This is a genomic window from Brevibacillus borstelensis, assembly GCF_003710865.1.
Taxonomy (GTDB): Bacteria; Bacillota; Bacilli; order Brevibacillales; family Brevibacillaceae; genus Brevibacillus; species Brevibacillus borstelensis.
In genome coordinates this window covers 58,751-79,182 of sequence record NZ_RHHO01000056.1, presented here as the reverse complement: position 1 = coordinate 79,182, position 20,432 = coordinate 58,751, and the positions used below count along the sequence as shown (strand labels likewise).

At 51.7% G+C, this 20,432-nt stretch carries 20 protein-coding genes and 1 rRNA gene; 2 read left to right on the top strand and 19 right to left on the bottom strand.

The window, feature by feature from the left end:
* The 19 genes from EDM54_RS23695 to hprK all read right to left on the bottom strand — a co-directional run.
* A 16S ribosomal RNA gene (locus EDM54_RS23695) occupies positions 1 to 209 on the bottom strand; the annotation flags it as partial.
* Positions 210 to 646: 437 nt separating this feature from the next.
* On the bottom strand, positions 647 to 2,617 hold the full coding sequence (locus EDM54_RS23690; protein ID WP_122958893.1) for a TRAP transporter permease: 1,971 nt from the start codon (positions 2,615 to 2,617) through the stop codon (positions 647 to 649).
* Positions 2,618 to 3,121, bottom strand: a complete 504-nt coding sequence (locus EDM54_RS23685) for a DUF1850 domain-containing protein (protein ID WP_003388233.1) — start codon at positions 3,119 to 3,121, stop codon at positions 2,618 to 2,620.
* A 41-nt stretch (positions 3,122 to 3,162) separates the two neighbouring features.
* Positions 3,163 to 4,170, bottom strand: a complete 1,008-nt coding sequence (locus EDM54_RS23680; RefSeq protein WP_024985338.1) for a TAXI family TRAP transporter solute-binding subunit — start codon at positions 4,168 to 4,170, stop codon at positions 3,163 to 3,165.
* A gap of 184 nt (positions 4,171 to 4,354) precedes the next feature.
* Complete coding sequence (locus tag EDM54_RS23675; protein WP_122958892.1) at positions 4,355 to 5,719, bottom strand: sigma-54-dependent transcriptional regulator; 1,365 nt, start codon at positions 5,717 to 5,719, stop codon at positions 4,355 to 4,357.
* 20 nt (positions 5,720 to 5,739) lie between these two features.
* A complete protein-coding gene (locus EDM54_RS23670; RefSeq protein ID WP_003388236.1) occupies positions 5,740 to 7,695 on the bottom strand; it encodes a transporter substrate-binding domain-containing protein in 1,956 nt (651 codons plus the stop codon).
* A 272-nt stretch (positions 7,696 to 7,967) separates the two neighbouring features.
* Entirely contained in the window at positions 7,968 to 8,198 is a 231-nt protein-coding gene (locus EDM54_RS23665; RefSeq protein ID WP_039070232.1) for a hypothetical protein, read from the bottom strand.
* Between the two features lie 75 nt (positions 8,199 to 8,273).
* Complete coding sequence (locus tag EDM54_RS23660; RefSeq protein ID WP_003388238.1) at positions 8,274 to 8,663, bottom strand: RidA family protein; 390 nt, start codon at positions 8,661 to 8,663, stop codon at positions 8,274 to 8,276.
* A gap of 141 nt (positions 8,664 to 8,804) precedes the next feature.
* Positions 8,805 to 9,575, bottom strand: a complete 771-nt coding sequence (gene hisIE / locus EDM54_RS23655) for a bifunctional phosphoribosyl-AMP cyclohydrolase/phosphoribosyl-ATP diphosphatase HisIE (protein ID WP_039070233.1) — start codon at positions 9,573 to 9,575, stop codon at positions 8,805 to 8,807.
* Positions 9,572 to 10,330 carry an imidazole glycerol phosphate synthase subunit HisF gene (hisF, locus tag EDM54_RS23650; protein WP_003388240.1) on the bottom strand — a complete coding sequence of 253 codons (759 nt, stop codon included), beginning with the start codon at positions 10,328 to 10,330 and terminating at the stop codon, positions 9,572 to 9,574. The genes hisIE and hisF overlap by 4 nt, the downstream gene beginning before the upstream one ends.
* 1 nt (position 10,331) lies before the next feature.
* Positions 10,332 to 11,075, bottom strand: coding sequence for a 1-(5-phosphoribosyl)-5-[(5-phosphoribosylamino)methylideneamino]imidazole-4-carboxamide isomerase (gene hisA / locus EDM54_RS23645; RefSeq protein WP_122958890.1), 744 nt, complete (start codon positions 11,073 to 11,075; stop codon positions 10,332 to 10,334).
* Complete coding sequence (hisH, locus tag EDM54_RS23640) at positions 11,072 to 11,689, bottom strand: imidazole glycerol phosphate synthase subunit HisH (RefSeq protein ID WP_122958889.1); 618 nt, start codon at positions 11,687 to 11,689, stop codon at positions 11,072 to 11,074. The genes hisA and hisH overlap by 4 nt, the downstream gene beginning before the upstream one ends.
* A gap of 1 nt (position 11,690) precedes the next feature.
* Entirely contained in the window at positions 11,691 to 12,290 is a 600-nt protein-coding gene (gene hisB, locus EDM54_RS23635; RefSeq protein WP_003388245.1) for an imidazoleglycerol-phosphate dehydratase HisB, read from the bottom strand.
* Positions 12,287 to 13,588: a histidinol dehydrogenase gene (hisD, locus tag EDM54_RS23630; protein ID WP_171506916.1), complete on the bottom strand. Its 1,302-nt coding sequence runs from the start codon at positions 13,586 to 13,588 to the stop codon at positions 12,287 to 12,289. The genes hisB and hisD overlap by 4 nt, the downstream gene beginning before the upstream one ends.
* Positions 13,589 to 13,616: 28 nt before the next feature.
* Positions 13,617 to 14,258, bottom strand: a complete 642-nt coding sequence (gene hisG / locus EDM54_RS23625; protein WP_122958888.1) for an ATP phosphoribosyltransferase — start codon at positions 14,256 to 14,258, stop codon at positions 13,617 to 13,619.
* Between the two features lie 3 nt (positions 14,259 to 14,261).
* Complete coding sequence (locus EDM54_RS23620) at positions 14,262 to 15,437, bottom strand: ATP phosphoribosyltransferase regulatory subunit (protein WP_039070237.1); 1,176 nt, start codon at positions 15,435 to 15,437, stop codon at positions 14,262 to 14,264.
* Positions 15,438 to 15,902: 465 nt separating this feature from the next.
* A complete protein-coding gene (locus tag EDM54_RS26265; protein WP_141334207.1) occupies positions 15,903 to 16,229 on the bottom strand; it encodes a hypothetical protein in 327 nt (108 codons plus the stop codon).
* A 261-nt stretch (positions 16,230 to 16,490) separates the two neighbouring features.
* Positions 16,491 to 17,009, bottom strand: a complete 519-nt coding sequence (locus EDM54_RS23615; protein ID WP_031932630.1) for an acyltransferase — start codon at positions 17,007 to 17,009, stop codon at positions 16,491 to 16,493.
* 65 nt (positions 17,010 to 17,074) lie between these two features.
* Positions 17,075 to 18,010 (bottom strand): HPr(Ser) kinase/phosphatase, encoded by a 936-nt coding sequence (gene hprK / locus EDM54_RS23610; protein WP_024985330.1) that lies wholly within the window; start codon positions 18,008 to 18,010, stop codon positions 17,075 to 17,077.
* A 240-nt stretch (positions 18,011 to 18,250) separates the two neighbouring features.
* Here hprK and EDM54_RS23605 point away from each other — a divergent pair, with 240 nt between their 5' ends.
* Together EDM54_RS23605 and EDM54_RS23600 are read left to right on the top strand one after the other, a co-directional pair.
* Positions 18,251 to 19,591, top strand: coding sequence for a sensor histidine kinase (locus EDM54_RS23605; protein ID WP_031932631.1), 1,341 nt, complete (start codon positions 18,251 to 18,253; stop codon positions 19,589 to 19,591).
* Positions 19,592 to 19,605: 14 nt separating this feature from the next.
* Positions 19,606 to 20,223, top strand: a complete 618-nt coding sequence (locus EDM54_RS23600; protein ID WP_122958887.1) for an accessory gene regulator ArgB-like protein — start codon at positions 19,606 to 19,608, stop codon at positions 20,221 to 20,223.
* Positions 20,224 to 20,432 lie beyond the last annotated feature (209 nt).

The following is a 20,432-nucleotide window of genomic DNA, read 5'->3' as shown; positions in this document are numbered from 1 at the left end:
GCTTGCGCCACCTTTCCGTCTCCTCTCATGCGAGAGAAGACCCTATCCGGTATTAGCATGAGTTTCCCCATGTTATCCCGAGCTTACGGGCAGGTTGCCTACGTGTTACTCACCCGTCCGCCGCTAGCCCCCGAAGGGACTCGCTCGACTTGCATGTATTAGGCACGCCGCCAGCGTTCGTCCTGAGCCAGGATCAAACTCTCCAATAAAGTTGAGTTTACATCTTTGACTTCAAGAAAGAAATTGCTAGGCTTGTGATTTACTCACTACGAAGTATTTCAGCGTCACAACCGGCATCACTTCGATACTGAAGTACCTCAGTGTGACATCTGGCATTACTTCGGTAAAAACGCTTCGCTGTTCAGTTTTCAAAGAGCATTTCGTTGTCGAACTTTTTCAGTATATCAGGTTCAATCTATCGAGTCAAGATCTTTTTCTATCAAATTCATTGACCTTTTCTCTCAGATCGTGTCGCTTATTGGCGACAAGGAATAATCTATCACATCCAAAGAATGAAATCAAGGGTTATTTTAAACTTTTTTACTCCAATTGAAAAAAGAACGTGAACAAATGCATTCCTACTATAAAAATAAGGCAGACAAAAAAGAGAGGGATCACCTTTCCCTCTCTTTCTTATACTAACTCCCTATACCTCAATCGTCTTTATACCATTTCTCTTTTTCATAAACTGAAGCACACTGATCGCTATCATGATACCAAGTCCGCTTCCCATCAGGATCGCTTCGGGGAAGATCAGCAAAATCCCGGCCGCAATCAAAGCCAAACGGAAAATCCGATTCATTTTGGCAAAGAGGAACCCTTCCGTTGCTGCGGCCAATGCCAAAACAGCCAGCAGCGTAGCCAAGGCTGCAAAGGCAATATCAGCAACACTGGATTCAAGAATCAACAAGCCAGGCTTGTAAATAAAGATAAACGGAACAATAAATCCGGCCAACGCCAGCTTACACGAAATCCATCCGGTCCGCTGTGGATCTGAACCGGCGATACCAGCTCCGGCAAAGGCTGCCAGGGCAATCGGAGGCGTCAAATTGGCAATCGCACCAAAGTAGAAGACAAACAAGTGCGCTGCCAAAGGATCGACCCCAAAGGTGGAAAGGGCCGGTGCCGCCATAGTAGCGGTAATGATGTAGCAAGGGATAGACGGCAGCCCCAGTCCGAGAATAATGGAAGCGATCATGGTAAACAGCAGTGTCATAAACAAACTGCCTGATCCCATCATCAAAATGATATTAGCCAGCTTCAAGCCTAAACCAGTCAAGCTGAAGACACCAACCGTAATTCCGACGGCGGCGCACGCCGCTGCTACCCCCAGCGTGTCCCTCACGCCGGTTTCCAGCGCTTGCAAAACATCGCGAAAGCCCATGCGGCTGGAAGGACGAAGCGCAGCAATTACAATCGTAGCTATAATGGTAGCCACAGCGACAAGAGTTGGCGTATACCCCATCATCAACAGGAGGACTAGCAGAATCAAAGGCAGCAGCAAGTGCCCCCGTTCTTTCAAAACGTCCTTTACTTTGGGGAGCTCTTCCTTGGTCAGCCCTTGCAAATTGTCGCGGTCAGCCCGGAGATGAACCTGTACCAGCAGACCGAAATAGTACATGATCGCCGGTATCAATGCGGCGACGGCAATCGTAATGTATGGAACACCGAGTGTCTCCGCCATAATAAAAGCAGCCGCCCCCATGATCGGAGGCAATATCTGTCCGCCAACGGCTGCAGTCGCCTCAACACCTGCTGCAAAATCCGGCTTGTAGCCGACACGTTTCATCATCGGGATGGTAAACGATCCGGTAGTGACAACACTGGCTACTGCCGAGCCGTTGATCGAGCCGTGTACCGCACTGGCGATGACTCCTACCTTGGCAGGTCCGCCCTTGCTGCTTCCCGCCAGCGCGAGCGACAGATCATTAAACAGCGTCCCCATGCCTGATTTGGACAAGAAGGCGCCGAAAATAATAAAGAGGATAATGAAGGAAGCAGAAACGGCCGTAGCATCGCCAAAAATACCTTCAGTGGTGACATACATATAGTTGAAGATGTCGCTAAACGTATAGCCTCGATGCGCAAAGTCTCCCGGCAAATACGGGCCCAGATACGCATACGCGACAAAAATGCTGGCCATCGCTGTAAGCTCCCACCCTGCCACTCGGCGCGAAGCCTCCAGGACAAGCAGGCAGGTGATGGTCGCAAAAGTCACGTCAAGCGTCGAAGGGATGCCGCCTCGATTGACGATATCGAGATAATAAATAAATATATAGCCTGCCGTTCCCAGTGAGGCTAGCGCCAACACAACATCCAAAAGAGACAGCTTTTTGCGCGACGCTTTCTTCCACCCCGGATATAACAGATAGATCAGGCAAAGTACAACCGCCACATGGAGAGAACGGTGCTTTAGCGTTACAAATGGGATGGCATAGGCAGCGTAGAGATGATAGAGGGCAAAGCAGATGGCAATGACAGAAACGAGCAGGCCTATCCACTTTTTGTCAAAAACCCGATAACCCGCTTCCTTGTCGTACTCCTGCAAGATAGCCTGCGCCTTGCTTTCATTTTGGCGCACTTCTTCATCCGTAAGCATCTGGTTCGAAGCACTCATCTACTCGTCACTCCCTTTCTTTTCAAGCTTGTATACAAACCGGTACCACCAAGGAAACCACTTGACGGAAAGCTCCAACGACGTACCCAATGGCAATACATCGGATAATTTCCACTGTTGACCACTGACTCGCAATACGTAATCGTCCCGGGTAATCAAATAGAGAATGGACTCGCGTCGATCATGCAGATCGGATACCTTGATCCAGCCGTCTTGAACAGTCACTTTCGCATCTGCAAACTCTGTGGGAACTCCTGCTCCGAAGGAACGAAAGGAGGTCTCTGCCAGCTCCATCCCATACAGCCAATGCACGCTGTACGTCTCTCTCCAAGGAGTAAGCTCGACAGAATGCACCCACTCCACTTCAAATTGATCGGTCATTCCAAGAGGCACTGCGCCGATTGTCTCTTGCTGGTGAAAATCGTTTAGAAATAAAAAGGGTTGGGGCCCCAGCGCCGTGAGGCCCACAAAGAGGAGAAGCAGCCTGAATATCCATTTCTTCATGATGTCTCCTCCCTTTTTATCAGGTCGTGCGATTGTATCGATTAGTTGAGAGCGCCAACTTCCTTATAGTATTTTTCTGCACCCGGATGGAGCGGTACCACGAGGTTCTTGCCCGCTTCTTTTACGTCAATGTCCTTGGCTGCGTTGTGCGCCTCTTTTAATGCATCGATATTTTCAAAGAAGGCTTTGGTCAGCTTGTACACCTGTTCATCGGAAAAGTCGCTCCGAACGAGCATGATGTTGCGAATTGCGGCTGTTTGGACAGGCTGATCGTTTTTATAGAGACCTGCCGGGATTTCCGCAGAAACGAAGAACGGGAATTTTTCCGCCATCTTGTCGACATCTTCTTTTTTGATCGGGACAATCTCCACGTCTTTGGTCGTCATCAGATCGATCACGGTAGAGTTCGGAAGTCCGGACGTTACGAATGCTGCGTCAATGGCGTTGTTTTTCAACTGCTCGATCGCCTCGGCGTAAGACAGGTAGTCCGCCTTGATGTCGTTGTAGGTAATACCGTGACCAGCCAGCACCATGCGGGCGTTCACTTCGACACCGGAGTTGGGTGCCCCTACACCGACGCGTTTGCCTTTCAGGTCGGCAATCGATTTAATATTGCGGTCTTTCAACGTAACGACCTGCACGTAGTTCAGGTACAGACCGGCCATTGCTCTCAAGTCCTTGATAGCGCCGCTTTCCTTGAAGTTTTCTTGTCCTTCGTATGCAAAGGAAGTAACGTCTGACATGACAAAGGCAAGATCGGCCTTTTTCGTCTTCAACAGATTGATGTTTTCAACAGAGGCGCCGGTAGATTGGACGGACGCATTGTAGCCCAGCTTCTCCTTGTAGATTTTCGACATGGCGCCGCCAATGGTGTAGTAAGGCCCCGAGCTTCCGCCGGTAGCGATTGTGAGGAACTTCTGCTCGGCTCCCCCACCGCCTCCTCCTGAAGCTTCTCCGCCAGATCCGGTCGAAGGCGCGGATTGGTTTCCACAAGCTGCGACAGTAAGGACAAGCAGCGTGGATGATAAGATCGTGAGCATTTTCTTCAACAATGTGACTCCCCCTTTTCTTTTTTGAAACCGTTTGCAACAAAATAAAGCAAGAGCCGTGCCACATCATGATTACACGAAAAATGACGCTTTTTGCCGTTCCGCTTCGGCGACAAAAGAGAAAAACCGGAAAAAATGTCCGAATCGGGCGGAATTTTTTTCCGGTTATGGGGCCAGCGATTATTTACGACTCGAGATATTGCTTGAGTTTTTGACGCAATCCCCGCTCACTAATCCCCAGCTGATCGGCTGTCTTTTTGCGATGTCCGCCGTTCTTTTCCAGGGTGTGCAGAATTACCAGCCGCTCGGCCTCCTCCAGTGTCGCATTCGCCGGCACGAATACGCCCTCCTGACTCTTCGGAAAAAGGCGTTTTCCTGTCGGCTGGCTGACCAGGGAAGCGGGCAAGTCTTCCATGGTAAGGATCTCTCCCGCGGAGAGGGCTATCGCATATTCGATAATATTGGCCAGTTCCCTCACGTTGCCCGGAAATGAATAGGCGAACAGCTTCTTTTTTACATCCGGGCTGCATTCTTTCTTTTCCCTGCCCATGTTGGCTGCATAAAGATCGAGAAAATAGTCAACCAGGAGAGGCACATCCTCCGGCCGTTCACGCAACGCAGGGGTACGGATTGGAATCACATTCAGACGGTAGTACAAATCCTCGCGAAAGGTACCCTTGGCCACTTCCTCTTCCAAATTCCGATTGGTCGCCGCGATGAGACGGATATCTATCTCTTTTGTAGAATAACTGCCCAAGGGAGTCACGGTGCGCTCCTGAATGACCCGCAGCAGCTTGGCTTGCAGAGCAAGCGGCATCTCCCCGATCTCATCGAGAAAGACCGTGCCTCCGTGCGAACGCTCAAACAGCCCGGTTTTTTGCTGCACAGCCCCGGTAAACGCCCCTTTTGCATACCCGAATAACTCGCTCTCCAGCAAAGTCTCGGGTATCGCGGCGCAGTTTATTACGGAGAACGCAGCTTGGCTCCGAACCCCCTGATAGTGAATGGCCCTGGCGACCAGCTCTTTGCCCGTCCCGCTTTCTCCTGTGATCAGGATATTTGAGGGAATGTCCTTGACCTTTTCAATCAACTGATAAATTCGCTGCATTTGCTGGCTCTTCCCGATCATCCCGGCGTAGGACTGCTGCTGCTTGACAGCGGCGCTCAATACCTTTACCCTCTTGTGCAGCTTTTGAAATTCCAGCGCTTTGTTTATCAAGAGCTTCACCTCGTCCAGATGAAGCGGCTTGGTCAGGTAGTGGTACGCCCCCGCTTTCATCGCCGCTACAGACGATTCAATCGTTCCAAAGGCAGTCATCATGATAACCGTCAGGTCCGGACGCAGTTTTTTTAGCTTCGGAAGCAGCTCCAGTCCGCTGGTAGAGCCGAGATTGAGATCGAGCAGCACACAGTCGATCTCCTCTTGCTCAAGGACAGCGAGTGCCGTCTGCTCGTCCTTGGCTGTAAATACATCGAAATCATCCTCTAACGCAAACGACAGAGAGGCGCAGATTGCCGGTTCGTCGTCCACAATCAGCAAGCGTGTCATGGCTGTCCTCCTTCTATTCCCTACTGAAAAAACAGGGTGAACGTCGTGCCCTCTCCTTTTGTACTGCTGACATCAATCCGGCCTCCGTGTTCCCGCATGATTTTGTCGCTGACATACAGTCCCAGACCGATCCCTTGCGTCTTGGTCGTAAAAAAGGGTTCAAACAAATGGGGCAGCTGTTCCGCGCTCATCCCTTCTCCCGTATCGCTGACCGTCAGCTCCACGCCGTCCGCACTTTCCCGAGCCTTGATATGAAGCCGTTTTACGGAACTTGTCGACATGGCTTCCAGCGCATTTATCATCAAGTTGATCAGCACTTGTTTCAGCCTTCTGCGGTCGAGGCATACCTTGATTCCCTGAGGCACTTCAATATGCATTTCGACTTGCTCGTTTACCGCCCGTTTTGCAAACAGCCCCAGGACAGAATCCACCAGCATTTTGAGGTCCGTCTCCTCTATTTCCAACGGCTTGGAACGGGAGTAGTCCAGCAGGTCCTCCAGGATTCGATTCATTCGCTCCATTTCTTCCGGTACATAATGCAGCAGCTCGGAGCGAAAACGCTCGTCATCCAGCTTCTTTGGCAGCATATCGATAAAGGTTTTGATCGCTGTGAGCGGGTTTCTCAGTTCGTGAGCCATCCCTGCTGCCAATTGGCCGAGTGCATGCATTTTTTCCTGCGAAATCAGCCTCGCCTGCAGCCGCTTTTGCTCGGTCCTATCCTGCAAGCTGACGATCCACCCGACATGCTCGGAGACAGCGTTGCCAAAGGGAGCCATATAGTAGTGAAAGACGCGGACAGAAGATTGTTCCAACTGAAACTCTCCTTCATAAAAGGAAGGCTTGTCCGCCGCGAGAGCTTGTTCCACAGGCAGTTGCGGAAGCAGGGCACTGATATGCCGTCCGATCGCATCATCGTCTGTCAAAAGCAGCCGCCGCGTCACCTGGTTGACCAGCGTAATATGTCCGAAAACGTCCAGGGAGAGGATCGCGCTCTCCGTATTGTCCAGAACCTGCCTTTGGAACGCCATCACGTCGGCCAGTGCAGCCGTCTGGCGTCTCACCTCTGCTTTTAGCCGTTTGTTCCAGAAAAAGATCGTCACCAAGGTAATCGACACGAGTGCCATGACGACCAAAAGGCCGATCACTACTTTGCGATACCGGTCCGTCGCATGCGTTGCGTACGGTTCAAAGTAATGGCTGTACAGCCGGGTATAGGTTCCGTCCCGATAGAGCTTGTTCAACCCTTCGTTAATCTTGTCGAGCAGTTCATAATTGCCTTCCCGAACGGCAAAGGCGTAATCGGTCGGATTGATCAGACCGGAGCGCATCACGAACTCGTCTTGTTTGTTCGCCTTCTCCAGAAGGTACTCCGCTGTCCAGCGATTTCCGATAAACGCATCGGCTCTTCCCCTTATCAAATTGTCCAGGGCATCCCGCTGGTTGAAGGATACGAGCATTTTGACTCTTCGGACACTTTCCAGCAAGTCCATGCCGACATTGCCACGCTGTACAGCAACGACTTTTTCCCGCAATTGATTCAGGGTAAAAATCTCACTGTCCTGCTTGGGAACCAAAAGCACCTCGGACATGGTAAAAAACGATTCGCTAAAGTCGAAGACAAGATCGTAGCGGTTCGTATACTTGATGCCGAGAAGCACATCCACCTTTCCGTCCTTCAGATAGGAAAGGGCGTCCTCCCATTCCAGCGGCACATACTCCAGCTCATAGCCGTTCTCTTCGGCAATGGCCTTTATCAGATCAATGTTGAATCCGCTGGCCTTGCCGTTTTCGTCCATATACGCAAAAGGAGGGAGCTCCTTGTCGAAGGCGACGCGAAGCACCTTGTCACTGGCACCCGCCGGTTCAGGAAACAACGATAAGCACATAAACAAAACGGCTGCCCACAAGCAGTGATTCCTCACACTGTCCCCTCCCTCTCGTTTGTTTGCCGCATGCTTTTCCGGCTGGATCAGCATGGAAAAAGCCCCTGCCTGGACAGGAGCCTCAATTATCTTGCAACTGACGGCAAGGCGCTGTCGTCTTCGGTCTGTCAGTCTGCTGGTCTTTTATTTCTGATTGTCTGTCCGGGGGCTTTCTCTTCATTGCCGCCTAATACTCTTCACACAACATACCCTAATTACAATTACATTTTTCCGCGATTGGCAATTTTCCCTCTACATTATAGCGGATCAATCATGCCAAATAATAGTCATCCCGATTATATTACGCGTGGCTTGGAAAAACACCGTCACTTGCTCAAACAGGATCTCCTTTTCAAGATGACTGCGAAAAACACGCTTGAGGCCGCAGAAACGATCAATTTGAGAACAGCTTTTTCAGACAAGCCCATTGAAAAATAGGTCCACGCTTTGTATAAATCGGAAACTCCGGGTACCCATTGAACGGCAAAGGAAAACCCGAAAAAATCAGGCAAGCTGATGATGAGATAGGTAGTGACGAAAATTAGCAACGCTTTCATTTCCTCTCACCCCTTTTCAATAAACAGTAGCGGCTAATCCATCCCCAAACAAAAAAGCGGCTATAAGCCGCCACTTTAACATCTGGCTGCCCAGGCCTCTACTTCAACCTTCAGTTTGGGCTGCGCCAAAGCAGAAACATAAGCCATCGTTGTAGAGGGGGGGTTGCCACCGTGGAATTCTTTCCAAATGGCAGTAAACTGATCCCGATTGATCATCTCTGTTAACCAGATGTTTATTTTTAGTATACCTTCTGACGTAACGCCTTCACTGCTCAAAATGCTGGTTACATTGTTTAGAGCGTTTCTAAGTTGTTCTTCGACTCCTTCGGGCAGGTTTCCATCCCGATCTGTTCCTACTTGCCCTGATAGCACAAGTATGTCTGCCTCTCTTGGCACAATGGTCAGATGTGAATAGGAGCCTATTGGAGGTGCTACATTTTCAGGGTTTTTGCGAATGATTTCCAAACAGCTTCCTCCTCGCATTCCATTTGGATAATAATACCACAATGATAGGAGGGCTGGCGTCAAATTAACAGCATGCAATGTGCGATCTAGCCAGGATGAGAATGGCGAAAATCTATCGGCATTATACCATCCCGATTGCCGTTACCGCCGCTTTTGCAGTTCTGCCAGCACGTCGTCGAGCGGAAGCTTTTGTTCCCGCAGCAGCACAAGCAGGTGATACAGGAGATCAGCCGCTTCGTAACGGAGCTCGTCATGACTGCGATTCTTCGCCGCGATGATCACTTCGGCCGCTTCCTCGCCGACCTTTTTCAAAATCTTGTCTACGCCTTTTTCAAACAGATAGGTGGTGTAGGCGCCTTCCGGGCGCTCCGCTTCGCGTGAGGCGATCAACTGCTCCAGCTCGTTCAAAATGGAGAAACGGTCGGAAGAGACAGCCGATGGTATTTTTTCTTTCGCTAAAATGCTAGATTCAGTTGCCGCAGCAATGCCAGAACCAGCCGCTGCTCTTGCGTCCGTTTCAGTTGCAGTGCTTGCGTTCGCTTCAGTTGCGGCACTCGCTTCATCGCTTGCCGTGATTCCGACGGTTGTCAACTGTCCGGCAAAACAACTGTACGACCCGGTGTGGCAAGCCGGTCCTTGTGGAACAACCAGCACGACTAGGGCGTCTTTATCGCAATCGTATTTGATCGAAACAATTCGCTGCGTGTGGCCGGAGGTCGCTCCTTTGTGCCACAGCTCCTGCCGGGAACGGCTCCAAAACCACGTCTCCTTTGTTTCCAGCGACTTGGCCAAAGACTCTTTGTTCATGTAGGCGAGCGTCAGCACTTCCTTGCTCACGGCATCCTGTACAATGGCGGGGATCAGGCCGTTTTCGTCAAAACGGAGCGCCTCGATGTTTACAGTCAATGTCATGGTCGTATGTCGACTCCTTTCGCGAGCAGATACTCTTTTACCGCCTGGATCGAGGTCTCCTCATAGTGGAAAATGGAGGCGGCCAGAGCAGCATCAGCCTTACCTGCAGTCAGCACCTCCAAAAAATGCTCCCGACTACCGGCGCCTCCAGAAGCTATAACGGGAATCCCTACCGCTTCCGATACAAGCCGGTTCAGCTCGATGTCAAAGCCTTTCTTTTCTCCGTCGGCATCCATGCTGGTCAAGAGAATTTCGCCCGCTCCCAGAGCCTCGGCTTCCTGCGCCCACTCGATCAAATCCTTGCCTGCAGCATTTCGTCCGCCGTGGGTGTACACTTCCCACTTGTTCTCTCCGACCTGCCGTGCGTCGATAGCGACGACCACACACTGGGTGCCAAAGACCTGTGCCCCCTCGCGGATCAGCTCCGGACGCAGCACCGCTGCCGTATTCAACGAAATTTTATCGGCTCCTGCCCGCAGAATGCGCCTCATGTCGTCCACACTGTTGATCCCGCCGCCGACCGTGAAAGGGATCGTAATGTTGGCTGCCGTCTGTTCGATTACGTCCACCATCGTTTTGCGCCCTTCATGGGAGGCCGAAATGTCCAGGAAAACGAGCTCGTCGGCTCCTTCCTCGCTGTACTTTTTGGCCAGCTCCACCGGATCTCCGGCGTCGCGCAGCCCGAGAAACTGTATACCTTTGACGACCCGTCCGTCCTTGACGTCGAGGCAGGGAATGATTCGCTTGGCCAGCATGCTATTCACACTCCCTCAGCCGAGATACAGCCTCGGTCAGCGTAAAGGCTTTCGTATACAGGGCCTTGCCGACGATAGCCCCGCCGACACCTTCCCCGGCATAACGATGCAGGGCAGTCAAATCATCGAGCACGCTCACCCCGCCGGAGGCGATCACTGTTTTTCCAGTCGCACGGGTCAGTGCGAAAATCTCCTCCACATTCGGGCCTGTGAGGGTGCCATCGCGGGCGATATCCGTGTAAATAAAGGTCTCCGCTCCGTATTGGGCGAGCCGGGTTGCCAGTTCAGTAGCACTCACGTCGGTCGTCGTCAGCCAGCCTCGCGTCGCCACCATGCCGCCCCTGCAGTCAAGCCCGATGGCGATCTTTTTTCTGTAGCGTCGGAGAATCCTCTCGGTAAATGGCTCGTCTTCGATCGCCGCTGTCCCGAGGATGACGCGGGAAACTCCTGCCTCCAGATAGTCATTGATCTGTTCTTCCGTGCGAATCCCTCCGCCTACCTGCACAGGAACACTCACAGACCGGGCGATTGTTTTGATCAGCTCTCCATTGACCGGCAGCCCTTCCTTGGCTCCATCGAGGTCAACCAGGTGAATCCAGGAAGCGCCTTGGGCCACCCACTCCCTGGCCATTTCCAGAGGCGAGTCGGCATAAACGGTCTCCTGCGCGTAGTCTCCCTGAAACAGACGGACGCATTTGCCGCCGCGAATATCGATAGCCGGATAGATCGTAAAGCTCGTACTCATGCCTTTTCCCCCTTACACAGTTCAGCAAAATTGGCCAGCAGCCTCATCCCCGTCTCGCCGCTCTTTTCCGGGTGGAATTGCATGCCGTACACCTGATCTTGCCCGACGATGGCTGTCACCTGCTGATGGTACTCCGTCGTTGCCAGCAGGACCTTCTCATCGCTTACCCGGACATGGTAGGAGTGGACGAAGTAGACGTAATCGCCGCTTTTCACTCCGCTGAGCAGTGGATGCTCCGCTCGCATATGAAGCTGGTTCCAGCCCATATGCGGCACCTTGTAGTCTCCTTCAAAGCGTACGGCCTTTCCGCCAATCAGTCCCAGTCCTGCTGCGACTCCGTGTTCTGTGCTTTGTTCGAACAAAAGCTGCATGCCAAGGCAAATTCCCAGGATGGGACGTCCGGAAGCCGCGTACGAGCGAATGCCCTCTTCCAGCTCCAGCTCACGAATGTTTTTCATGGCATCCCCGAAGGCCCCGACTCCTGGAAGGATGGCTCCCGAAAGGCCTTCTAGCCGCTCCGGTCTGGAGACAAATTCATAGGAGCAGCCGAGCCTTTCCAGCGCTTTTCCCAAGCTGTACAAATTGCCCATGCCGTAGTCGATGATTCCGATCATCTTACAAAACTCCTTTTGTAGACGGGACTCCTTTGACCCGCGGGTCGATACTCGTCGCTTCATCCAATGCTCGCGCCAGCGCTTTGAAAATCGCTTCGATCATGTGGTGGGTATTGTGGCCATAATGCAGGATGACGTGCAGATTGATCCGGGCTTCCAGGGCAAACTTCCAAAGAAATTCATGCACTAGCTCCGTCGGGAATTGCCCCACGACAGGAGACGGATATGCAGCCCGGTATTCCAGATGGGGACGGTTGCTGATATCGATGACCACCTGCGCCAAAGCGTCGTCCATCGGGACAAAGGCGTTGCCGTAGCGCTTGATCCCCTTTTTGTCGCCAAGCGCTTCCCGCAGTGCTTGCCCGAGACAAATGCCGATATCTTCTACGGTATGGTGGTAGTCGATCTCGATGTCTCCCTTCGCCTTGACGGTGAGGTCAAAATGGCCGTGCCGGGCAAACAAGTCCAGCATATGGTCGAGGAACGGCACGCCGGAATCCTGTTTGCTCTCTCCGCTCCCGTCGACCGCAAATGCCAGCGCAATATCGGTTTCGTTGGTTGTCCGCGCGATCTGCGCGTTTCGCTTGATTATCTCGATCATGACTGTTCACGCTCCCCGTCTTCTTTGGCGAAATCATAAAGCCGCTCCTGGATCGCACGTCCGTGGGCATGCAAGCCCTCCTGCCAAGCCAGCGCGACGATTTTGCGGCCGTTTGCCTGCAAATCCTGTCTGCTGTAGGAAACGACGCTCGATTTTTTGATAAAGTCATCCACGGACAGCGGCGAGGAAAAGCGGGCCGTACCATTGGTCGGGATGACGTGATTCGTGCCTGCAAAATAATCGCCGACCGGCTCCGATGAGTAAGGCCCGAGAAAAATCGCTCCGGCGTTCTCCACCCTGCCCAACTGGTCAAACGGGTTTTCCACCATCAGCTCCAAATGCTCGGGGGCCAATCGGTTGACGACGGCAAAGCCTTCATCCAAGTCCTGCACGAGCAAAATCGCGCCAAAGTCCCGCAACGCCGCTTCCGCGATGGAACGGCGGGGCAGATCTTCCAGCTGCCGCTCCAATTCGCGGGCCGTGGCCTCTGCCAGCGACGGCGACGGGGTAACCAGCACGGCCGCCGACATCGGATCGTGCTCCGCCTGTGACAGCAGGTCAGCCGCAACATAGCGAGGATTGGCCGTATCGTCAGCGAGTACCACAATCTCGCTCGGGCCGGCAACCATGTCAATGCTGACGAGACCAAAGACTTCCCGCTTCGCGAGTGCAACATAAATGTTGCCCGGACCGACAATTTTATCTGCCGGCTTGATTTGCTCCGTCCCGTAGGTGAGGGCGGCAATGGCCTGGGCACCGCCCACCTTGTAGATTTCGTTGACACCGGCAATGCGCGCCGCTACGAGAATCGCCGGATTTACTTTTCCATCCGCACCCGGAGGGGTGGTGATAACGACTTCGGGCACACCGGCGATTTTGGCCGGGACTGCATTCATCAGTACGCTGGAAGGGTAGGCAGCCGTACCGCCCGGAACGTAAAGCCCGACTCGCTGCAACGGCCGCACGATCTGACCCAGAAGCGTTCCGCTGTCCCTCATGGCAAACCAGGATTGGCGGACCTGCCGCTGGTGGTAGTCGCGAATGTTTTCCGCCGCTTCTTCCAGTGCCGCTTTCACTTCGGCACAGACCAGCTCCTCCGCTTCCCGCAACTCCGACTCGCTGACGCGAAACTGCTCCAATCGTACTTTGTCAAAACGCTCTGTATAAGCGCGGACAGCTTCGTCGCCCTTTTTCCGTACCTCCGCCAGAATGGATTGGACGGCTTGCCGCTGTTCCTCGGTCCCTGCTTCGACGGAACGCCTGGCATCGTATTTGTCTGCTCGCACGATTCGAATCATTTTGCTCCCCTCTCCCTTTCCCGCATCATTACCGGGGGATCACTTCCAGAAATTTTTGGGCAATGTCGTCAACGGCTTCACTTTTCATCCGGTAGCTCGCCCGATTGGCGATCAACCGCGTCGTAATCTCGCATATATGCTCCAGCTCGACCAGCCCGTTTTCCTTCAAGGTCCGGCCGGTAGAGACAATATCGACGATCCGGTCGGCCAGGCCGATCAACGGGGCGAGCTCGACGGAACCGTTCAGCTTGATTACTTCTACCTGCTGCCCCTGCTCACGGAAATACCGGGATGCGATCCGCGGGTACTTGGTCGCTACCCGCGGCGCCTCAGTGGGTGTCCAGTCCTCAAGCCCCGCGACCACCATCCGGCAGTAGCCGATCTGCAAATTCAACAGCTCGTAGACGTCACGCTCCTCTTCCAGCAGGACGTCCTTGCCCACGACGCCGACGTCTGCCACCCCGTACTCCACATAGGTAGGCACGTCTGTCGGCTTTGCGAGAATAAACTCCAGACTCGTGTTCTTCACAGGGATAATCAATTTTCGCGAATCCTGCAGCTCGGCTGTCACCTCCATGCCCGCCTGCTGCAAAAAGGCAACCGCTTCTTCAAAAATCCTGCCCTTCGGCATGGCAATCGTCAGTTTGCGCTCGTTGTCAGACAGACTCATCTCTCATTCCTCCTGTTCCGTCAGGCTGATCACGCTGTATTCCGCATGCTCGCTCCACACCAATGCTTCTGTCCGGTCCTTTACCCGTCTCGTCTCTACGATCTGCCCCTCCCGGCGCATTCGCTGAGCTTCTGCGAAAGCCTTGGCCCGGTATTCATCCGTATAGAACAATAGCACATGCTGTTTTTCCGGCGAGGCCAACGCAGGCGTCACCTGCAACAGCCGATCCATTTTGATTGCGAATCCGGTCGCTGGCGCAGGACGCCCAAATTGTTCAAGCAGCCGGTCGTATCTGCCGCCTCCCAGCAGCGGCGAGCCCAGGTCGGCCGCATATCCTTCAAACACGACACCCGTGTAGTAATTCATGTTGCTGATCAGGTTGAAATCAAGCAGCAGCGCCTCTGTTACTCCGTATGCCTCCAGTGCAGCCCAAAGCGAAGCAACCGTCTCAACGGCCCGGCGAGCCCTTCCGTTTACCGTCAGCTGGCGGGCCTCTTCGATCTTCCCTTTGCCCCCGCGCAGACGTAAAAGCGCCTCCAGCCGTTTCTTTTCCTCTGCTGAAAGGTTAAGACGCTCCGTCAACTGACGAAAGCCGACGAAATCCCGCTCATACAGAAAGCGGCGGAATTGGGACCGGTCTTCCTCGTCAGCGACCGTCTCCTCCAGAAGACCTTCCACAAAGTCAACATGGCCGATCGCGATCCGAAACGTTTCAACCCCTGACGCCTGCAAGCAAAAGACTGCCAACGCAATCGCCTCGGCGTCAGCATCTACGGAAGCATCGCCGATCAGTTCGATTCCCGTCTGGAAAAATTCAGCATTGCGCCCCGCCTCTTTTTCCTGGGCCCGAAAAACATTGGTCTGGTAAAACAGCCGAATCGGCAGTGGAACGTCTTTATATAAGGACGAAACGACCCGCGCTATAGGCGATGTCATATCGGGGCGGAGCACAACCGTATGCCCCTGTTTATCCAACAGCCGAAACATTCTGTCAGTGAGCGTAACACTTGCGGCACCTACCGTATCGTAGTACTCCAGTGACGGGGTCATGATCTCTCTGTACCCCCAGCGCTCGATGCAATCCCGCAGCTCGCGCTCCAAATGCCGTTGTTTGGCCAGTGATTCCGGCAATATGTCCCGCATGCCCAAAGGCTTTTCAAATCCCAACGGCTTTGTCATCGCATGTCCCTCCGAATCCATTCGCTTTACTCTGCTAATATGGTAGCAAACTAAAGTGTTAGTAGAAGATTAACATGTTGCCATCTGTCGGTCAACTGCGGCATTTATAGTCTGAATATTCCGTTTGTTGTTGGCAGTCTTAATCTGAATCAACAGTCCTTCCCTTATTGCTTTGTATGTACGGCTTCCTCTAAAGCGGCTGTGGCGAAGAGAAGCCTGTTTCCATTCTGCGCTCCGGTCTACGTCCCGCAAGGAAGCTATGACTGTCCGCTCCGCAATGGTCCCGAGGGAATCGCAAAACGACGCGTAGCTGCAGAGTGAATTCATAGGTTGCGATTCTGTTTCCTCGTGACCATTGCTCCACTGGGCTGGACTTCGCTAGTCGCTCCGACTGGAAACAGGCTTCTCCAGCGAGCAGAACTGCTTCCCCGAGCTTTGAAAAGCATGCAGGGTCGTTCAGGTTGGCTAAGGTTCATGGCAAGCTTTGTCAGTTGGTGCCTGCAGATTGTCTAAAGGCTCACAACAAACCTGATCCAGGTAAGCTGAAGGGGGCTCTTTGAGACGAAAACTCTTTTCAAACGAACCTTTTTTCGAACGAAGCTCTTTCAAACCAACCTCTTTCAAACCAACCTCTTTCAAACCAACCTCTTTCAAACCAGTTCGGCCATTAGCCCGAACTGGTTTTCGTAAAGAAAACCAACAGTGTAGAGATGAAAAAGGAGAAAACCGCGAAGGTCTTTGGGACACCTCCCAGGCGGAATGGAAAAAGCAAAACACGCTTTTAGCGTCCAACTCTGAGACGCCCCCTCGAGCAGGCTGCTTTTGGACGCGGTTTTGCTTTTGGAATGGAGCCGGCCAGTCCAGCCCCCTCGCAGTGTCCCACCGAACCTTGAGCGGTTTTCTCCTTTTTCATCTCTTCCACTACAGCCTGTCCAACCGCCAACATAAAACCCGCAACGAAGTGCAAACGAAAGCCCCGCTTTAATAACAAGTGACGATTACAAACAAAACAAAACCGCCGATTACCCGGCGGTTCGAATGCTTACAGCTCTGCTATGTTGTTGTCTGCTCCACGGTTTGCTGCTCAATCCCTTCCCGAATGATCTGCATCGGATTGCCGCCCACAAACGCTCCGGGAGGAACATCCTTGTGAACGACCGTACCGGCAGCCACGATCGCCCCTTCGCCGATGGTCACTCCCGGCAAAATGGTGCTGTTCGCTCCGATCAGCACTCGGTCTTCGATTCGGACCTCTCCCAAGCGGTACTCATCTACCAGGTACTCGTGCGCAAGAATGGTCGTATTGTAGCCGATCACACAATTGCGGCCGATCTTGATCAGCTCCGGAAACATAATATCCATCATGACCATCAAGGCTACTGCTGTCTTTTCTCCGATTTCCATACGCAGAAAAGTCCGGTAGAGCCAGTTTTTCCAGGAGAGAAACGGCGTGTATCGGGCAATCTGGATGACGACAAAACTCTTGACCACTTTCCAAAAGCTAACGGTTTGGTACAACTGCCACAACGGATTCGCCCCGTGGACGGGAAATCGTTTGGTCTTTCTGCTCATCTACTCGTCCCTTTCGCGTGTGCCTTCCACAAGATGTTTGAAAAAAGTCTCTCGCACAAGCTCTCTTACAAGTCGGAATCGGTGTCCTCCAAAATCATATCGGACTGCTTTTTGGAAAAATGGACCGCGGCGTTGTACCCCATCCGCTTCAGCCTGAAGTTCATCGCGGCCACTTCGATGATGACCGCCAAGTTGCGGCCAGGGCGGACAGGCACCGTGATGATCGGGATTTCCGTGTCCATAATCTTGATCGTCTCTTCGTCCAGTCCGAGTCGTTCGTATTGCTTATGCGGCTCCCACAGCTCCAGTTGGACCACCATGGCGATATTTTTTACATTCCGTACAGCACCCGCTCCAAACATCGTCATCACATTGATAATGCCCACGCCGCGGATTTCAAGCAAATGCTGAATCAGCTCAGGAGCGCTTCCGACCAACTGTTCACCCTGAGTCTGGCGAATTTCCACCGCGTCATCAGCCACGAGACGATGCCCCCGCTTTACCAGCTCCAGGGCGGCCTCACTTTTTCCAATCCCGCTCGAACCCATAATCAGTACGCCTACCCCGTAGATGTCCGTCAATACACCGTGAATGGTGGTCGTCGGAGCCAGCCGGTTCTCCAGGTAATTGGTGACTTTGCCTACCAACGTAGTGGTCGCGAGCGAGGATTGGAGGACAGGAAGACCGCGTTCATTGGATATCTCCAGTATTTCTTCCGGCACCTGCAGGTTGCGGGTCACACAGAAACAAGGGGTTTCCTCTTGCATGAGAAATCGCATGCGTTCCAGCCGTTCTTCCCTGGTGAGCGTCTCGAAAAAGTTAATTTCGGTCAACCCGAACAGTTGAATGCGTTCTGCGGCGTAATACGAGTAATAGCCAGCTAGCTGAAGACCAGGACGGCTTAGGTCTGTTACCGTTATCTCTCTTCCCAGTCCTTCTTCACCGCTTAGCAGCTTCATGTTGAAATGATCCATCAGGTGACTTACTTTTGTTTTTCTCACTCGTCTTCCCCTCCAAGTCTATTGCGCTCGTCCCGATTTTGTATCCTCATTGTATCGAAAGAGCCGGCAGCTCTCAACATCGGACTATTCAAACTCTTCTAACATCATTTACATTAATCGACTTATTTCATAAGATAGAATTAGTGTTTCATCTTTGTTACATACTCTCTGCTATACTATAGTTACATAATTGCCCCCGTTTTTCGTATGTGTGTTACAGATTGAGAGGAGGCAAGGCAATTGGATTTCCTGCTCCGTTTCTTCCTAATAGATGTACCTGAAGCCTTCTTGCTTCTGACAATCGGTTTTGCCATATTCAATCAATCTCCGGTTGCTCATCTGAAGAAAACTGTCGTTTTTTGTATGCTGTTCGCTATTGCAGGGGAGTCGCTCAGCTTTCTCAACGTCCCCTATCAACCAAAAATTGTCACGATGCTTCTTTTTACCTATCTGTTTATTCTTTTTCTCTTTAGAGCAAAGATATTTATGGCGGTTTCCATGACGATTGCCTCAATTGGTAGCATGATCCTCGCAGAATTCGTAATTTTGATGCTGTTAAACAGCCAGCAGATTTACGGATTTGACATTCTTACCACATCATTTCTACAGCATTTTGCAGGATTTCTTTATTTATTTGTCTTGGCTCTTTTGGCCTTTTTTCTGCGAATGCTCAAGATCGATTTGCGCAGGATGGTTCCGCAAAACCGTCATAACCGTTACCTGTTCATGCTGATTTTGATTGGTAGCATTGAATTTTTGTTGATCTTGTTTATGAATACTTCATTTTTTATCAGGGGAAACAATTCTCCATTGCTTCAATTCTACACGACACAATATCAGCTATTCTTTCAACTTGTCATTCTGTTCTTGTTTATTGTGATCGTCTACCTGTTCCGAATTTACGTCAACCTGACGATTAACCGCGTCGAGACCGAAACGGAGACTCCTTATCTGCAAAGCATCAACGACCTTTTGACCGCGATCCGGTCCATCAAGCACGATTCTCTCAACCACTACACGGCTATCAATGGCTTCCTGAAGGAAGGCATGCATGATATGGGCAAAGAATACGTGCAGCAGCTTCTGCAGGAAACGGTGTCCATCGAGCAAGCAGTAGAAAACAGTGTCCAAGTTTTGGAAGGCATTCAAAACCCGGCCATTTCTGCTCTGTTTCAATCCAAAATGGCTATTTGCATCGCCGAACGAATATCGTGCGACATCAAAATCTTCGGGACTCATCAGTTTTCTTTCATTCGAACGTATGACCTGATCAAGATTATCGGCAACCTTTTCGACAATGCTATCCGAGCCTCCTCCTACGAGCTCGAGGAGAACCGTTACATAAAGCTGGAATGGGGTTATTCCGAGGGTGAGCAATACCTTTATATCGAAAATAGCGGACCTACGATTCCAAAAGAGAAGCTGCAGGCTATTTTCCAACTGGGATATACAACGAAAACCAATGGAGAAGGAGGGGTCGGGCTCGCTGTCGTCAAATCCGTGACCGAACGATATGGCGGCAAGATTCAGGTTCAATCGGAACAAGGCGTCACCAGCTTTCGAATTTCCTTTGGCTTGTAAAAAGGAGTGTTTCCATGGGATGGATGGAAAAGACATCGAAGCGGATCGCAAGAAAAATCATGTCTGAAGATACGATTCATACAGAGGAGGAGCTGTCACACGGAATTGAAATCTTTCTTCTAAATCTATTAAACGTGATGTTTCTGTTCCTTGTCTCAATCCTTCTTGGCATCGTCGGGGAAGTTTTTCTCCTAACCACTATCTACTTTCTGCATCGTCTCTTTACCGGGGGTGTTCACATGAGCACACCCGGGTCTTGTCTCATCGTCGGGACAGCAACTTTGTCAGGAGCAGGATATGTGATGGCTCATCTCCCCGTACTTACCACATCTTTGGCCTATTTCTGGATTGTCATTTCTATGGGGGCAGCCTTTCTGATCAATGTGAAATATGCTCCTGCCGCCCACACTTATTTGCCTACCAATGAAAGAGTCAGACAAATCAGCAAAAAAGTGATCCTATTTCTGATTACGATAGGTTGCACTTTCATACTTTTTCTGGTAGTATATTACCAGAAAATAGCATTGATATATTCGCTTGCTGTTTTTCTGCAGTCGCTGCACCTCCATCCGGTTTCGTATCGTATGGTGGCCGGCCTGGAACAAATGTTAAGAAAGGGTGGTACGTTATGAAGAAATTGCGTAAACTGACGTCAGATTTCTTTGCATCCTTGTCTGCCTTGCATGTTGCCGGTGTATTAAAGGGGGGGTTCCTCTACGAACCGATTCCTCCTTCTCAGCGGGAAAAACAGCAGTAGTCTCTTACGATTTTATTACGATCTTAAAAATGCAAGAGGGTGTTCCCGAAGCAAGCGGGGCCCCTTTTTTACATGAAAAAGCGG

Excerpts from the sequence above, each read along its gene's own strand:
- EDM54_RS23690 (WP_122958893.1), bottom strand. The coding sequence starts at position 2,617 with ATGAGTGCTTCGAACCAGATGCTTACGGATGAAGAAGTGCGCCAAAAT.
- EDM54_RS23685 (WP_003388233.1), bottom strand. The coding sequence starts at position 3,121 with ATGAAGAAATGGATATTCAGGCTGCTTCTCCTCTTTGTGGGCCTCACG.
- EDM54_RS23675 (WP_122958892.1), bottom strand. The coding sequence starts at position 5,719 with ATGACACGCTTGCTGATTGTGGACGACGAACCGGCAATCTGCGCCTCT.
- EDM54_RS23670 (WP_003388236.1), bottom strand. The coding sequence starts at position 7,695 with ATGCTGATCCAGCCGGAAAAGCATGCGGCAAACAAACGAGAGGGAGGG.
- EDM54_RS23665 (WP_039070232.1), bottom strand. The coding sequence starts at position 8,198 with ATGAAAGCGTTGCTAATTTTCGTCACTACCTATCTCATCATCAGCTTG.
- hisIE (WP_039070233.1), bottom strand. The coding sequence starts at position 9,575 with ATGACATTGACTGTAAACATCGAGGCGCTCCGTTTTGACGAAAACGGC.
- hisF (WP_003388240.1), bottom strand. The coding sequence starts at position 10,330 with ATGCTGGCCAAGCGAATCATTCCCTGCCTCGACGTCAAGGACGGACGG.
- hisA (WP_122958890.1), bottom strand. The coding sequence starts at position 11,075 with ATGAGTACGAGCTTTACGATCTATCCGGCTATCGATATTCGCGGCGGC.
- hisH (WP_122958889.1), bottom strand. The coding sequence starts at position 11,689 with ATGATCGGAATCATCGACTACGGCATGGGCAATTTGTACAGCTTGGGA.
- hisB (WP_003388245.1), bottom strand. The coding sequence starts at position 12,290 with ATGATCGAGATAATCAAGCGAAACGCGCAGATCGCGCGGACAACCAAC.
- hisD (WP_171506916.1), bottom strand. The coding sequence starts at position 13,588 with ATGATTCGAATCGTGCGAGCAGACAAATACGATGCCAGGCGTTCCGTC.
- hisG (WP_122958888.1), bottom strand. The coding sequence starts at position 14,258 with ATGAGTCTGTCTGACAACGAGCGCAAACTGACGATTGCCATGCCGAAG.
- EDM54_RS23620 (WP_039070237.1), bottom strand. The coding sequence starts at position 15,437 with ATGACAAAGCCGTTGGGATTTGAAAAGCCTTTGGGCATGCGGGACATA.
- EDM54_RS23615 (WP_031932630.1), bottom strand. The coding sequence starts at position 17,009 with ATGAGCAGAAAGACCAAACGATTTCCCGTCCACGGGGCGAATCCGTTG.
- EDM54_RS23600 (WP_122958887.1), top strand. The coding sequence starts at position 19,606 with ATGGGATGGATGGAAAAGACATCGAAGCGGATCGCAAGAAAAATCATG.